Origin of the sequence: Streptomyces enissocaesilis (assembly GCF_039533765.1) — a bacterium.
Lineage (GTDB): Bacteria > Actinomycetota > Actinomycetes > Streptomycetales > Streptomycetaceae > Streptomyces > Streptomyces enissocaesilis.
In genome coordinates, this window is record NZ_BAAAUD010000036.1 from 88,134 (window position 1) to 102,811 (window position 14,678).

The window sequence follows — 14,678 nt, forward strand, 5'->3', positions numbered from 1 at the left end:
ACAGGCACCGCGGCGCGGCCGCCAGGCGTGGATCGGCTGCTCGGCGACGCCGAGGAACTGGGCCACCTCGACGGCCTTCCGACCAGTGGTGCCGGGAGCAAGCCACTGCGAGTGCGCGGGAGCCAATCCGTAAGATTGCCACGCCATGCGGTCACTGCCAGTAAGGTGTTCCGAACACAAGGTGGAGATCGCGGGGCGTGGACAATGAGTAGGACTGTTCGGCTGGAGTTGATGGGGCTTCCCGACACAGACGAAGACGAACTTCGTTGGCTGAGCAGCCAACTACGTCGATCCCTCCTTGAACTAGACGTAGTCGACGTGCGGTTGGCGCGCTCCGCAAGTGGTGTCCCGTCAGGCTCAAAGAGCAGCGAACTGATCGCTGCCGGGACGGTCGTCGTCACCGCTGCGCCGTTCATTCTGCGCCAAGTCCTCCAGCTCGCCGACACTTGGCTCAAGAATCGCCCAGTGCGCGGCATCAAGGTGGAGCTGGACGGACATACGATCGAGCTGAGTGACGCCTCGGTCGTCGAGCGGGAGCGCCTGATCGACGCTTTCCTGACACACCGTGAGTCGGCTGACACGGACGAGACGGACACCGAGCAGCCCCAGCCTCTGACCTCGTGAACGCCCAGGCATTCGGCGATGGCCATCGCAGGGCCTTGCTCATCGGCACGGGGACATACGACCATCCGGAGCTCCCCACGCTGCTCTCCCCCGATGTGGACTGCACCAGGTTGAACGAGGTCCTGAGTGACCCGGAGATTGGCCAGTTCGAGGTGCAGCAACTAGTAGACGCGGACCGCTCAGTGCTGGAGCGGGCGATTGGGGAGCTATTCCTCACCGCAGAACACCGTGATGTCTGTCTGCTGTACTTCTCGTGCCACGGGGTCGTAAACCGTAACGACAAGCTCTACTTCGCCGTGCGGAATACCGACCCAGATCGTCCCGCCTACTCAGCCATCTCGGCAAGCCTCGTCCACGAGGTGATGGACGAATGTCTCGCCCGGAGCATCGTCGCAGTGGTGGACTGCTGCTACAGCGGATTGTTCATCCCCGGCGCCAAAGGCAGGGTTTCGGCTGGCTTCGAGGAGGCACTGGCCGGCCGGGGCCGCGTCATCATCACCGCTGGCACCCGGGTACAGCGCGCCTGGGAGGGCGATCACTCCGACGCGTCCGCGCCTGCGCTCTCGCGCTTCACCCAAACCATCGTTGATGGTTTGCGCAGTGGTGACGCCGATCTCAACGGCGATGGTCTCATCACCGTCCAGGAACTGTTCAGATACGCCTCTGAACGGCTGCATCAGAACGGGATCGCACAGACACCCCGCATGGGCGGCGAGATCCAGTACGACATCGCGCTGGCCAAGGTGAAGAAGAAACGCCGACAGCGATCTTCGCGTACGACCGGCAAGAAGGAGCCAGCCCGTCGGGCTGCCAGTCCGCGTCCGCGCCGCCAACTCGCTTCACCCTGGCGTGTCTCGGCTGCTTCCGGCCCAGCTCGTCAGCCTGTTTTGTCCGACGACACCTTGATCGTGCACGAAAAATACAGCTTGCACGTGCTCGACCCCGAGTCCCGCCGCCGGTATCCCCTGATACAGACAAACTACGGCGGCAGTCCTGCCTTCCATGGCGGCGCCGCCCATTTCCCGGGCCCGGGTCGCTGGCTGCGGAGCGTCGATCTACGGACGGGGAGACCTCGCCGAGCTCCTCGACTGCAGGTCTGCGACGGCCTGCTCGGGGTCTGCGCAGACATTTTGTACGCGCCAGGCCCCGACGGTTGCCTCCACTCAATCGACCTGCCGTCCGGCGAAATTCGCTGGTCACAATCCTTGGGTAAACAAGCCATCGGCTGCGCCCCTCAGGCGACCGCAGGCAACGTAATCATCATGGCCGAGGAGCCTCAACCGTCGAACGAAACTGCGAACCGCAGCGGGGGGCACGTCGTGGCAGTCCTCGAGGCCACCGGTCATCCGAACTGGTCCTACCAACCTGAGGGACAGCTTTCCCGTGACTGGGTCGTTGCCGACTCGGGCATATATACGATCCAACGGGTTGAACCCTCCCAACAGAGGATCGTGGCTGTCGACCCCACCAACGGAGAACCACTGTGGCGATTCGATGTAGCAGCTGACCTCGCCGCTGCTCCGGCTGTGACGAGCGAGTTGGTGATCTACGGTGATGTGGACAACCGGCTCGTCGCACTCGATGCCAAGAGCGGCGCCCAGCTATGGGAGGGGAAAACCAAGGGGCGTGTTCTCACACGACCGTTCGCGGTGGGCGACACCCTCTTCACCGCTGATCGGGCGGCAACGGTGACGGCCTGGAAGCTCTCAGTCGGCCGAAAACTCCGCTCCTGCGAAGTCCTTTTGAGCCCAGACCAGCAGGGGTCCCCGGCAGTCACCAACGACTGGATGTACATCACAGACTCCCACGGCGACATTCGCGCACTCCCGACCAGTCTCCGTTAGGCATCCTTACGAGACATGAAGCGGAATCTCATTACCCCCATAGGTATCCCCAGCCCCAACATGAACGAGCGCATCGCCAAGTTGTGGCGCAAGCAGCGGGTACGGAAGCGCTTGACCCGCGCGCTAGGGGTACTTGGGTCTCTGATTCTGCTGATCGGAATCCCATGGCTCGTATGGCGCGGACCGTACACACTCGACCGCGAGTACCTGGACCGGGAGGAGCTGGCGAAGGGGTCGGCGGCACTCGTCAGCGGCCTGCGTACCGCTCTGGTCGCCATGCTTGCCGCGATCGGGGCCGGCGTTGCCCTGGTATACACCGCCCGCACCTACCGCCTCACACGTCGCGGTCAGATCACCGACCGATTCAACAAGGCACTGGAACGCCTCGGCTCTGAGCACGAATACGTACGCATCGGTGGCGTCCTCAACCTGGAACAGATCGTTCAGGATGCCCCGGAACAAGCAGCCCCGGACGCCGCCCGGGTCCTCGTGCATTTCATCCGCAACCGCGCGCCAAAGGCACAACACTCACGCAGGAAGCGGCTGGCATGCATGCGCAGCGGGGACAACACCTCACTGCCAGTCGAACCTGCAGCCGACGTACAGGCTGCCCTCACAGCCCTCACCAGCGATGTGATGCGCCTTCACGCCGATCCGCGTGTGGTCGTCCTCGACCTCCACGGACTGCACCTGGCGGGAGCTATGTTGCCCAGCGTCGATCTCACCGATACGCACTTGGAAGGTGTCGACCTTTCCGGCGCGGACCTGAACGGCGCGACGCTGGCGATGGCCAACCTGAACACAGCTCGGCTCACCTCTGCCAACCTGATTGATGTAGATCTGACCTGCACAGAGCTGGAACAAGCCGATCTTCGAGGAGCGGATCTCCGACTCGCGAAATGGGACAACACTCGCCTGCTCGGGGCCAATCTTTCGGAAGCCAGCGGCCTACCTGCGAACCTTCACGAGCTCGCGCATATCGATGACCGAACTGCACTCCCTGCATACCTGCAGTCCCAGGAAGAAGGCCAGCGCTGGAGGCTTCGGTGCCTCCGCCGGGTCAGCTCAGCCACTCCGCCTCCCGAGCCGAGCCCACCAGTGAGCGCCCCAGGGCACATCCAGGGCACATGAGCCCGGGAAACGGCGTTGACCCGTGAGAACTACGGAGAAGAGTTTCCCCAGGTCAACGCACATTTCCCTGCGAAGCCCCAGGTCAGCACCCCACCCCTCCCATTCGCTGCACGAGTGGCAGGACTTCAGCCACAGGTTGCACGATGCGGGGCATCAGCCCTACTGCCTGGTCTGGCCCTGATCCCGGGCCGGCCCGCCCGCGGTGACGTCCCGCTCCGGACCGGGCCGGTCCGCGGCGAAACGGATCCCGGTGGAGCGGCTCACCGTCAGGGACGTGCGGCGTGCCCGGGGCAGCGACGGCGACACCGTTCCCGGGAGCCGGCACATCGCCGAACCCGACGGCGCGGGCACGCCGGTCCGCCGCGCGGCCGCTCCGGCCGGCCCGACCCGTACCGTCCGTGAGCCGGGCTCCGCGCAAGCCCCCGCGGACACCGCGGGCCCCCGGGCCCCTGACCGCCATCGGTGGCCCTGACCGGCGCCGGAAAGCCGCTGGATGAGGCGTACGCCCCGGTGGCATGCTGGCGGCGTGAACGGACCGGAGATCCACCTCAGCGTCGCCCCCGAGCTGCACCTCTTCGTCGCGGCGCGGCGGCGCGCCGGGCGTACGGCCCTGGCCACCGACGGCGCCTCGTCGCTCGGTCATGTCGTCGAGTCGCTCGGCATCCCGCTCACCGAAGCGGGACAGCTGTTCGTCGACGGGCGCGAAGTCCCGGTCTCGCACGTCCCGGCGGCGGGCGAGGAGGTCGACGTGCACGCGGTGCGGCGGCCGCAGCGGGTGCCGGGGGCGCCGCTGCGCTTCCTCCTCGACGTCCACCTCGGCACGCTGGCGCGGCGGTTGCGGCTGCTGGGCATCGACGCGGCGTACTTCAGCGAGGACGTCGGCGACCCGGCCCTCGCGGCGTACTCGGCGCGCGACCGGCGCGTACTGCTGTCGCGGGACCGGGGGCTGCTGCGGCGCCGCGAGCTGTGGGCCGGCGCGTACGTCTACAGCGACCGCCCCGAGGAACAGCTCGACGACGTGCTCAGCCGGTTCTCACCCGTCCTCGCGCCGTGGACGCGCTGCGTCGCCTGCAACGGCGACCTGGAGAACGCCACGAAGGAATCCGTCAGCGGGTTCCTCGAAGGCGGCACCGAGCGTACGTACGACGTCTTCGCCCAGTGCACGGCGTGCCGGCGCGTCTACTGGAACGGCGCGCACCACTCGCGCCTGCAGACGATCGTCGAGGACGCCCTGCGCTCCTACGGCGACGCGGCGGCACAGGCTTCCTGATCCGGCCGGCGGCGCCGAGGACCGCCGCCCTGGTGGCGTCGGACCGGCGGGGCGCGGGGGCGGGTGCGGGTGAAGGTGCGGATGCGGACGCGGGTGAAGGCGGGCCGGGCAGTCCGCTCATGCCGACGGGTGCAGGCCGACGGCCGTCGACATGCCGTGGTCCGGAAGGAGCGGCCACCCCTCGTCCCCTGGCGCATGTGGCACGCGTGACACGCTGGACGCATGACCGTCGCCCGTTCCGCCGCCCTCTTCCTCCTCGCCGCCCTCCTCGAAATCGGCGGCGCCTGGCTCGTCTGGCAAGGCGTGCGCGGCGGAGGCCAGGACCACGGGCGAGGACACGGGCGCGGCTGGATCTGGATCGGCGCCGGGGTCGTCGCCCTCGGCGCGTATGGTTTCGTCGCCACCCTCCAGCCCGAAGGCGAATTCGGCCGGATCCTCGCCGCGTACGGCGGGGTCTTCGTCGCCGGTTCCCTCGCCTGGGGCATGGTCGCCGACGGCTACCGCCCCGACCGCTGGGACGTCGTCGGCGCGCTCGTCTGCCTCGCCGGAATGGCCCTGATCATGTACGCACCACGCTCTCGCTAGCCTGTACACCATGCCTACGCCTATCGCCGTCATTACCGGAGCAAGCAGCGGAATCGGCGCCGCCACAGCCCGGCGGCTGGCCGCCGCCGGCTACCGCGTCGTCCTCACCGCCCGCCGCAAGGACCGCATCGAGGCGCTGGAGGCCGAACTCACCGCCGCGGGCCACCAGGCGACGGCGTACGCGCTGGACGTCACCAACCGCGCGGCGGTCGACGAGTTCGCCACCGCCTTCCGCACCCTCGCCGTCCTGGTCAACAACGCGGGCGGCGCGCTCGGCGCCGACCCCGTCGCCACCAGCGATCCCGCCGACTGGCGCCAGATGTACGAGACGAACGTCATCGGCACCCTCAACCTCACCCAGGCCCTGCTCCCCGCCCTCACCGCGAGCGGCGACGGCACGGTGGTGGTCCTCTCCTCCACCGCCGGCCACGGCACGTACGAGAACGGCGGCGGCTACGTCGCCGCCAAGCACGGCGCGCACGTCCTCGCCGAGACCCTCCGCCTGGAGATCGTCGGCACCCCGGTCCGCGTGATCGAGATCGCGCCCGGCATGGTCAAGACCGAGGAGTTCGCCACCACCCGCTTCCGGGGCGACACCGACAAGGCCGCCAAGGTCTACGCGGGCGTCGCCGAACCCCTCACCGCCGACGACGTGGCCGAGACCATCACCTGGGCGGTCACCCGCCCCAGCCACGTCAACATCGACCTCCTGGTGGTCCGCCCGCGCGCCCAGGCGTCCAACACCAAGGTCCACCGCGAACTGTGACCGCGCCCGCGCGGCCGACGGCTTCCCACCCGGACACCACCAGAATCGTCCGCACTACCCGCACCACCCGCACCACCGAAGGAAAAACGGACCGCCCCGGGAATCGGGATCCCGGTGCGGGCCGCCACAGCAGAGCGCGTAGCCGAAGAGCGCTCCGTCAAAGAGCGCGCCGCGGGCCGATCATCCCCGCCCGGTCTGGTCGCGGGCCTCGTCCGCGACCGTCTGGCCCGACTGGCGAGCCTGCTCCGTGACCTGTCCGGCCTGGTCGCGCGCCTGCTCCTTCGTCGCACGGGCGGCCTCGGCGGCGGTCTCCTTGACCTCCTGCACCGCCTGCTGCGCGACCTGGGTGGCCTCCTCCTTCAGGTGCTGCGCCGACTCGGCCGCCGCCTGCTTGACCGGTTCGATGGCTCCACCGGCCCGGTCCGACAGCTGCGCGGCCGCCTCCTGCTCGGCCTGCGTACTCGGCAGCATCGAGCCGACCAGCAGCCCCGCGCCGAAGGCGATCAGACCGGCCGCCAGCGGGTTGCCCTCCGTCTGCCGTATCGCTTCCTCGGGCGCCCTCCGGACCGCTTCGCCCGCCTGGCCCGCCGTCTGGCGCACGGTGTCCGCGGCCTGCCCGGCGCTCTCCTGCACCGACTGGGCGGTCTGCTGCGTACGCTCCTGGGCCCGGCCCGTGGTGTGCGAGGCGGTGCCCATGACCCGCTCCCGCACCCCGGACACCGCACCGCGAACGCGCTGGGTGCGGCGCTGCGCGATCCGGCGCGGGCTCGTGCGGTCGGCCAGCCGGTCGACGTCGCCGGACAGCTTCTCCCGCGTCATCTCGATGTCGGCCCTTACTTGGTCGGGTGACGTGCCCATTCGGCGTCCTCCTTCAGTGTCTGCACGGTCTGTTCCGGCTTCGGTGACACGGTCCGCATCCGGGCGCGCCCCTTCACGAACAGGACGGCACCGACCACCGCCCACACCGCGGTGACGATCAGGGCGGCCCAGCCCGCGTCCATCACGTTCGCCAGGCCGAACACGATGGCCAGGGATGCGAAGAGGGCCACCATGTATCCGGCGAATCCCGCTCCGCCGTACATTCCCGCGGCCTTGCCCGCCTTGGTGGCTTCCTCACGGATTTCGAGCTTGGCCAGCTCCATCTCCTTGCGGAAGAGCAGCTGTACGTCCGAGGTGACCTCGGACAGCAGCTCTCCCACCGACCTGTCCTCCACTACTGGCCTCTCCCCCACTGAGTTCTGTTGCCTCCGCTTCAGCGGAGCCTGCGGCGAATACGTCGACATCTCATACCTCCGGTGTACCGGGCAGTCCGCCCCACCCGGTGGCCCGCGGCGGAGTGCCGCCGGTCGGGGGCAGAGTGCCGCCGGTCGGAGGCAGAGTGCCGCCGGCCGGGGGCGGCGGCTGCACCGGGGGCGGCGGCTGCACCGGGGGAACCTGCGGGACGGCCGGGCCGACGGCGCCACTGCCCGTCGTACCGCCGTTCCCCGTACTGCCCTCGCCGCTGCCGCTGCCCGCCTTGCCCGCCTTGGCGAGCCGGCCGACGGCCAGACCCGCCAGCGCCGCTCCGCCCAGGAACATCCCGGGCCGGCGGCGGGCGAAGTCGCGGACGTTGTCGACCACGCCGCCCACACCGTTCTTCTCCAGGTAGTCGGCAGCGCGGTAACCGCTGTCGGCCGCCTGTTCCACCAGGCCGCGCACCGGGGAATCACCGGGCGCGTTCTGTGCCAGCCCGGCGAGATCGTCCGCCCACTGCCGCACCGTGCCCGCCGCGCGCTCGGTCTGGCCCCGCACCTCGTCGTTCACGCGCTCCCGCAGGTCACGCACCGCCGTGCCGGCCTGCTGCCGGGCCTCATCGGTGACTGTCCTGGCCTGCTGCGCCACCGACCCCGCGACCTCACCCGCGGCCTGCTTGGCCTGACCGGCCGTGACCGACGCCTCCTCTTTCGCTGTCTGCCCGGCCTGCTGGACACGCCCGGCACCACCATTCGCGGACACATCACTCATGGACTCCACCTTCTTCGGGGGCGCGCAGAACCCTGTACACCGGCAGCGGCCGGAGTGGGCCGGGCCGGTCCGCGGGACGGGTGGGCGGCTCCACCCCTGCGAGTGGACCGCTCCACCACCGTCACCGCGTGCTGTCACGCACTCGCCCGGCTCGGTACGCCGAGGTCTGCGTCACGCCCCGTGTGCTCTTGTGCTGGCTGGGACAAGCTCCGGGTAACCACCCACGCGCGAGCGAAACGATTGAAAGCCACATTCCGAGATCCCATCGCACCCAGGGCACCTCCCCGCCCGCCGCTGCCGCCCTCGGCCCCCGGTCCCCGGCCCCCGCCTCAGGCCCCGGAAAACAGGCGCCCGGCCTCCGCGCCCGAGCGGTTCCCGGTGGTCCCGCCCCGCCGTCGTACCGCCAGCAGCACCCCGAAGGTGACCAGCGCGAAGTCCGTCGACCCGGCGCTCACCCACACCGGCGAACGGAAACCGAACCCCGCCCCGATCGCGAGCCCGCCGGCCCACGGACCGACCGCCCCGCCCACGTTGAACGCCGCCGTGGCGAACGCCCCGGCCAGCGTCGGCGCCTTCACCGCCAGACGGAACACCCGCGAGATCAACACCGTCCCGGTACCGAACGCGAGCATCCCCTGCACGCATACGAGCGCGAGCACGGTCGGCACCCACCGGTCCCCCAGCCCGGTGACCTGTGTGACCAGCGGTTCCACAGAGGAGAACGCACAGAACGTGGCTCCCTGTACGAGCGCCATCGTCACCAGCGTCAGCAGCAACGGAGCCTCCCGCAGAACCCGCAGCTCCTCCCGCGCGCCCGCCTCCCCGGCTTCGGTCCGCCCGTCCGGAATCGTCCGCGCGATCGCGAGGACAGCCGGCAGCGACACGACGGCCACCGAAAGCCGACCGCCACCCCCACTGCTCCCCCAGCAGCGCGCCGCCGGGCACACCCGCCACGCAGGCGACGGCGACCCCGCCGACCACGACGGACGTGGCACGCGCCCGGGCTTCGGGCGCGACCATGCCGACGGCGGCCACCAGGGCGACGGCCCGGAACCCGGCGTTCGCGAGCGCCCCGGCCACCCGCGTCGCGAGCAGCACCCCGTAGCTGGGAGTGACAGCACCGATCACATGGACGGCGACAAAGGTTCCCAGGAAGACCAGCAGAGCCCGCCGTCGCGGCCACTTCCGGCTCCAGAGCGCCATCAGGGGCGCTCCGACCACCATCCCGATCGAGAACCCCGAGGTCAGCAGCCCGGCGGCCGGGATGGACACGTTCAGATCGCCGGCGATGTCCGACACCAGGCCGGACAGCATGAACTCCGATGTGCCCTGGGCGAAGACGGCAAGCCCGAGCACGAAAACAGGAATGGCATGAGGGAACCCCAGAAGCGGTCAGCGGATCAACCAGCAGGAAACGGACCCCCCGCACGCCCAGAGCACGAAGCCCGGAGCAGGGAGGGGGAGTCCACGAAGACCCGGCGATCCGGCGACGACAGCCGCGCGAAGCCCGCCCACGGCCCCTCGGGCCGGCGGCTTCAGCGCGCCAAGGGGTCGGCCACCGGACGACCGGTGGCTAGCCTCTGTCGGATTCGGGGCAGGACATACCCGCGAAGCTACCAGCGCGCCTCCGGGCCCCTCCACCGGTTTCCGCACGCGCGGAAGGCCCCGGCAACCACAGCCGGGGCCTTCCGCTTTCCACCTCGCGCCTTCCGCCTTCCCCTTCCGCGCCCGGGGCGTCGTCAGCCCTTCACGCAGATGACCTGCTTCAGCTTCGCGACGACCTCGACGAGGTCCCGCTGCTGGTCGATGACCTGCTCGATCGGCTTGTACGCGGCCGGGATCTCGTCCACGACACCGGAGTCCTTCCGGCACTCCACGCCCCGCGTCTGCTCTTCCAGGTCCCGCGTGGAGAAGCGCCGCTTCGCCGCGCTGCGGCTCATCCGCCGACCGGCGCCGTGCGAGGCCGAGTTGAACGACTTCTCGTTCCCCAGCCCCTTCACGATGTACGAACCCGTGCCCATCGAACCCGGGATGATCCCGAGGTCGCCGGAGCCCGCCCGGATCGCCCCCTTACGGGTGACCAGCAGGTCCATGCCCTCGTACCGCTCTTCGCTGACGTAGTTGTGGTGGCAGGAGATGACCGGTTCGAAGGTCACCCCGGCCTTCTTGAACTCCCGGCGGACCACGTCCTGGAAGAGCCCCATCATGATCGCGCGGTTGTGCTTCGCGTACTCCTGCGCCCAGAAGAGATCGTTGCGGTACGCCGCCATCTGCGGAGTGTCCGAGACGAAGACCGCCAGGTCGCGGTCGATCAGCCCCTGGTTGTGCGGCAGCTTCCGGGCCTGGCCGATGTGGTACTCGGCCAGCTCCTTCCCGATGTTCCGCGAACCGGAGTGGAGCATCAGCCAAACGGAATCGGCCGAGTCGATACAGAACTCGACGAAATGATTCCCCGACCCCAGGGTCCCCATCTGCTTCGTGGCACGCTCCTGACGGAATCTCACCGCCTCGGCCACACCGTCGAACCGCCCCCAGAAGTCGGCCCACCCCGCCGTCGGGAAGCCGTGCAGCCGCCCCGGGTCGACCGGGCTGTCGTGCATTCCCCGGCCCACCGGAATCGCCTGCTCGATCTTCGACCGGAGCCGCGAGAGGTCGCCCGGAAGGTCGTTCGCCGTCAGCGACGTCTTCACCGCCGACATGCCGCAGCCGATGTCCACCCCGACCGCGGCCGGACAGACCGCGCCGTGCATCGCGATCACCGAGCCGACGGTGGCGCCCTTGCCGTAGTGGACGTCCGGCATGACGGCGAGGCCCTTGATCCAGGGCAGGGTGGCGACGTTCTGGAGCTGCTGCATCGCGCCGCCCTCGACCGTGGCCGGATCCGCCCACATCCGGATCGGAACCTTGGCGCCCGGAACCTCTACATACGACATAACCCCTCAACTCCCCCGAAACAAAGAAAACGCAAATCTGGCACCAAGTACCGCGAAAGAGACAGCAGACCGGCGTTTGGCCAGCGCGTGCGATACACATTGTGTCCATCGGCCGCCATCGCGCGGCAACCGTATTTCTGATCGAAGGGAGCCTGGGCCGTGCAGCGAAAGGCGTACGTACCCGGCGTCGCGCTCCTCGCGGCGCTCACCGCCGGCTGCACCGGCGGCTCCGGTACCGACGGCTCCGCCGCCGACTCCAAGGCGGGCGAGACCACCACCTCCGTCGCCCCCGGCAAGTACCGCACGCTCCGCGAGCCCTGCGGCTCCGTCGACCGGAGCACCCTCCGCAACCTCCTCCCCGGCGTCGCCACGCTCCCCGAGGAGCAGCAGGAGAAGGCGTACGCGGGCACCGCCGCCGTCACGTACGACACGGACCGGCGCGTCGGCTGCCGCTGGAAGGCGGACTCCCCGGGCGCCACGCACCAGCTCCTGATCGACTTCGAGCGGGTCGTCTCGTACGACTCCGGCGTCAGCGACGACGACCGCGCGAAGGAGGTGTACGCCAGGCAGGAGGCCGCGGCGGACCTCCCGGCCCCCACCGGGCGCCCGACGGAGGACGAGGGCGAGGGCGAAGGAGAAGGCAAGGGCGGCGAGGGAGAAGCGAGCGCGTCACCCGGAACCGGCGAGTCCCCCACCGCGTCCGGGGCCGGCGACAGGGCCACCTCCGAGGCCGACGGCGGCGGGTCCGGCGCCCCGACTCCCGGCAGCGACGCGTCCGACAGCGAGACCGGTGCCGGGCCCGGCACGGAGTCCGGCACCGCGCCCGGCACCGGCACCCGGGCCCCCGAAGGACTTGAGCCCCGTGTCCTCACCGGCCTCGGCGACGCCGCCTTCCTGGACGACACCCTGGCCCGCTCCGGCTCGACCACCCAGCACCGCACCGTCAGCGTGGTGTTCCGCACCTCGAACGTCATCGTGACCGTCCAGTACAGCGCGCAGCCCTCCCTGACCACCGATGTCCCCGACAGCAAGGAACTGCAGGAGAAGACGCGGGCCCTGGCCCGCAGGCTCGCCGAGCAGTTCAGCGACCAGTGATCAGCGACCAGTGATCAGCCGACCCATGAGCGAAGGAACCATGCACCGATCAGCCCCGCGACTCTCTCGCATTCTCGCCTGCGCAGCCGTCCCGGTGATGCTCGTCGCCGCCGGCTGCTCCTCGGACTCCGAAGGCGAGAAGGACGCGTCCCCGTCCGCCAGCGCCTCGCCCACGGTGTCGGCGACGCCGACCGTCGAGCCCGCGGTGTTCTCGAAGCTGCCCGAGCCGTGCAAGTCGATCAAGAAGAAGACGGTCGACTCGCTGGTTCCCGGGGCGAAGGACAGGACCGGTACGACCGACAAGTCCAACGACGTCTCCACACGCGGCGGTTGCTCCTGGAACGGCCTGGACAACAAGGGCGTCGACGGCTCCCAGTACCGCTGGCTCTCCGTCTCCTTCATGCGGTACGACTCCGACCAGACCCGTGGCCCCGGAGACAAGCTGGCCGGGGAGTACTACGCGAAGCAGGTCGACGGCGTGAAGGCGACGGAGGGCGCGAAGAAGGTCGAGTCCCAGGCCGCCGACTCCATCGGCGACCAGGCGACCGTGGTGACGTACGACCTGCGCAAGACGGACGCGGACTTCAAGTACGCAACGGTCGTGACACGTACGGAGAACGTCGTGGCCACCGTCGTCTACAACGGCGCCGGCTACCAGGGTGCCAAGTCCCCCAAGGCCTCCGACCTGCTGAAGGACGCCCAGAAGGCGGCCAAGGAGACGGTTGCCTCGGTCGCAGCAGCGAACAAGTAGTACTCGACAGGAAGACGGAAATCATCGCTTACCGGCTGATTTCCGGCAGCTCACGGAGCCCGGCCCTCCCCCCGGAGGCCGGGCTCCGCCCGTACCCGCGCAACGCGACCCGCACGCATGTGCCAGGCTGACCCCGCCAAGTTCGACGTAACGGGAGGGGATCGCGGGTGGCCGCGATGCAGTTGACACGCACACACCGCATATTGATCGGTGTCGTCGTCGCCGGAGCGGTGGTCATCGCCGCGATCGGCTTCGCCGGCTCGTACGCCGCCGTGCGCGAGCTCGCCCAGGAGAAGGGCTTCGGGGACTTCTCGCTGGTCTTCCCGATCGGCATCGACGCGGGCATCTGCGTCCTGCTGGCGCTGGACCTCCTCCTGACCTGGATGCGCATCCCGTTCCCCCTCCTCCGCCAGACGGCGTGGCTGCTGACCGCCGCGACGATCGCCTTCAACGGCGCGGCGTCCTGGCCCGATCCGCTGGGCGTCGGCATGCACGCCGTCATCCCGGTCCTCTTCGTGGTCTCGGTCGAGGCGGCGCGGCACGCGGTCGGCCGGATCGCCGACATCACGGCCGACAAGCACATGGAGGGCGTACGCCTGACCCGCTGGCTGCTCTCGCCCCTGCCGACGTTCAAGCTGTGGCGGCGCATGAAGCTGTGGGAGCTGCGCTCGTACGAGCAGGTCATCAAGTTGGAGCAGGACCGCCTGATCTACCAGGCGCGCCTCCAGGCCCGGTACGGGCGTGCCTGGCGCCGCAAGGCCCCCGTCGAGTCGCTGATGCCGCTGCGCCTCGCGAAGTACGGCGTCCCGCTCGCGGACACGGCCGCCGCGGGCCTGGCCGCGGCCGGCATCGAGCCGGCGTTGCTGCCCCCGGCCCCGGAGATCGAGGCGCAGCCCCAGGAGCGCCGGGCACTGCCGCCCCAGGCCCGGCCCCAGCCGGTACGAGTCCAACAGAAGCAGGAACAGGAGCAGGAACAGGCGCAGGAACAGGCGCACGGGCAGCCCCACCCCGACGAGGAGTGGCTGGAGGCCCCGGACATGGACCACGAGCACGAGTACGAGGACGAGGTCCACGCCGCCCCGGAGGAGGGCCCCGGCTCGCACGAGAGCCCGTGGTTCGCCGCACCCCAGACACCCCAGCCACAGCAGGCCCAGCAGGCGTACGGCAACGCCTACGGCCCGGCCGCGTACGCCGAGGCCCCGCACCCCGCCCGCTCCCTCGGCTCCGTCCCGGGCCCGCGCCACGAACAGGACCCGGCGCGGTACCCGGACGCCGGGCACTACCCCGAGCCCGACGAGATCTCCTCCGAAGAGATCTACTACGACGCGTTCCGCAAGTACCTGGGCGAGTACAACGCCGTCCCGACGCCCCGTCAGTTCGGCTCCTACCTCCAGGACATGTACGCCGAGGTCCCGACCCCCGGTGAACTGACGGAGTACACGAACCGCTTCCAGGTCCGCCACCAGCACGAACTCGACGCCGAACACATCGCCTAGGCCCGCTTCTCGCGTGCCGCCCCTCCCCCGCGCCTCCAGACGCACACGAAAGGGCCGCCGCCCCCGGCGATCAAGACACTGTTGGGAAACAGGCCGTGGTCATTGCGTCCCGTCGCCGTCAGGCGACGGGACGCAATGCTTCGAAGCGAGAGGTGCGGGTCCCGGCTCGGGGAGTGCCG

13 protein-coding genes and 2 pseudogenes are annotated in these 14,678 nt (G+C 69.7%); 10 read left to right on the forward strand and 5 right to left on the reverse strand.

The annotated features are described in order from the left end of the window. Positions 1 to 231 precede the first annotated feature (231 nt). The 7 genes and pseudogenes from ABD374_RS17740 (at position 232) to ABD374_RS17770 (ending at position 6,220) form a co-directional block, all read left to right on the forward strand. Positions 232 to 624, forward strand: coding sequence for a hypothetical protein (locus ABD374_RS17740; protein WP_344496298.1), 393 nt, complete (start codon positions 232 to 234; stop codon positions 622 to 624). Then, the gene (locus ABD374_RS17745; RefSeq protein WP_344496300.1) at positions 621 to 2,468 is read left to right on the forward strand and encodes a caspase, EACC1-associated type; all 1,848 of its coding nucleotides are present in this window, start codon (positions 621 to 623) and stop codon (positions 2,466 to 2,468) included. Before ABD374_RS17740 ends, ABD374_RS17745 begins: the two co-directional genes overlap by 4 nt. Before the next feature lie 60 nt (positions 2,469 to 2,528). Beyond that, complete coding sequence (locus tag ABD374_RS17750; RefSeq protein WP_344496302.1) at positions 2,529 to 3,599, forward strand: pentapeptide repeat-containing protein; 1,071 nt, start codon at positions 2,529 to 2,531, stop codon at positions 3,597 to 3,599. A gap of 190 nt (positions 3,600 to 3,789) precedes the next feature. Next, positions 3,790 to 4,071 (forward strand): annotated as a pseudogene (locus ABD374_RS17755) (PH domain-containing protein); the annotation flags it as partial. A 54-nt stretch (positions 4,072 to 4,125) separates the two neighbouring features. Then, complete coding sequence (locus tag ABD374_RS17760) at positions 4,126 to 4,869, forward strand: Mut7-C RNAse domain-containing protein (RefSeq protein WP_344496304.1); 744 nt, start codon at positions 4,126 to 4,128, stop codon at positions 4,867 to 4,869. A gap of 222 nt (positions 4,870 to 5,091) precedes the next feature. Beyond that, on the forward strand, positions 5,092 to 5,454 hold the full coding sequence (locus tag ABD374_RS17765; protein ID WP_344496306.1) for a YnfA family protein: 363 nt from the start codon (positions 5,092 to 5,094) through the stop codon (positions 5,452 to 5,454). A gap of 10 nt (positions 5,455 to 5,464) precedes the next feature. After that, positions 5,465 to 6,220, forward strand: coding sequence for an SDR family NAD(P)-dependent oxidoreductase (locus ABD374_RS17770; protein WP_344496308.1), 756 nt, complete (start codon positions 5,465 to 5,467; stop codon positions 6,218 to 6,220). Between the two features lie 180 nt (positions 6,221 to 6,400). On the opposite strand, the gene ABD374_RS17775 is transcribed toward ABD374_RS17770, so the two are convergent. From ABD374_RS17775 to ABD374_RS17795, 5 genes and pseudogenes are all read right to left on the reverse strand, one after another. Beyond that, a complete protein-coding gene (locus tag ABD374_RS17775) occupies positions 6,401 to 7,078 on the reverse strand; it encodes a DUF3618 domain-containing protein (RefSeq protein ID WP_344496310.1) in 678 nt (225 codons plus the stop codon). After that, positions 7,054 to 7,434, reverse strand: coding sequence for a phage holin family protein (locus ABD374_RS17780; protein WP_344496312.1), 381 nt, complete (start codon positions 7,432 to 7,434; stop codon positions 7,054 to 7,056). Before ABD374_RS17780 ends, ABD374_RS17775 begins: the two co-directional genes overlap by 25 nt. 70 nt (positions 7,435 to 7,504) lie before the next feature. Beyond that, the gene (locus ABD374_RS17785; protein WP_344496314.1) at positions 7,505 to 8,224 is read right to left on the reverse strand and encodes a hypothetical protein; all 720 of its coding nucleotides are present in this window, start codon (positions 8,222 to 8,224) and stop codon (positions 7,505 to 7,507) included. A 329-nt stretch (positions 8,225 to 8,553) separates the two neighbouring features. Next, a pseudogene (locus ABD374_RS17790) lies at positions 8,554 to 9,538 on the reverse strand (MFS transporter). 425 nt (positions 9,539 to 9,963) lie between these two features. Then, on the reverse strand, positions 9,964 to 11,157 hold the full coding sequence (locus ABD374_RS17795; RefSeq protein WP_344496316.1) for an RtcB family protein: 1,194 nt from the start codon (positions 11,155 to 11,157) through the stop codon (positions 9,964 to 9,966). 159 nt (positions 11,158 to 11,316) lie between these two features. Here ABD374_RS17795 and ABD374_RS17800 point away from each other — a divergent pair, with 159 nt between their 5' ends. The 3 genes from ABD374_RS17800 (at position 11,317) to ABD374_RS17810 (ending at position 14,499) form a co-directional block, all read left to right on the forward strand. Next, complete coding sequence (locus tag ABD374_RS17800) at positions 11,317 to 12,252, forward strand: DUF3558 domain-containing protein (RefSeq protein ID WP_344496318.1); 936 nt, start codon at positions 11,317 to 11,319, stop codon at positions 12,250 to 12,252. A gap of 40 nt (positions 12,253 to 12,292) precedes the next feature. After that, positions 12,293 to 13,003 carry a DUF3558 family protein gene (locus ABD374_RS17805; RefSeq protein WP_344496320.1) on the forward strand — a complete coding sequence of 237 codons (711 nt, stop codon included), beginning with the start codon at positions 12,293 to 12,295 and terminating at the stop codon, positions 13,001 to 13,003. A 167-nt stretch (positions 13,004 to 13,170) separates the two neighbouring features. After that, positions 13,171 to 14,499, forward strand: coding sequence for a DUF2637 domain-containing protein (locus ABD374_RS17810; protein WP_344496322.1), 1,329 nt, complete (start codon positions 13,171 to 13,173; stop codon positions 14,497 to 14,499). Positions 14,500 to 14,678 lie beyond the last annotated feature (179 nt).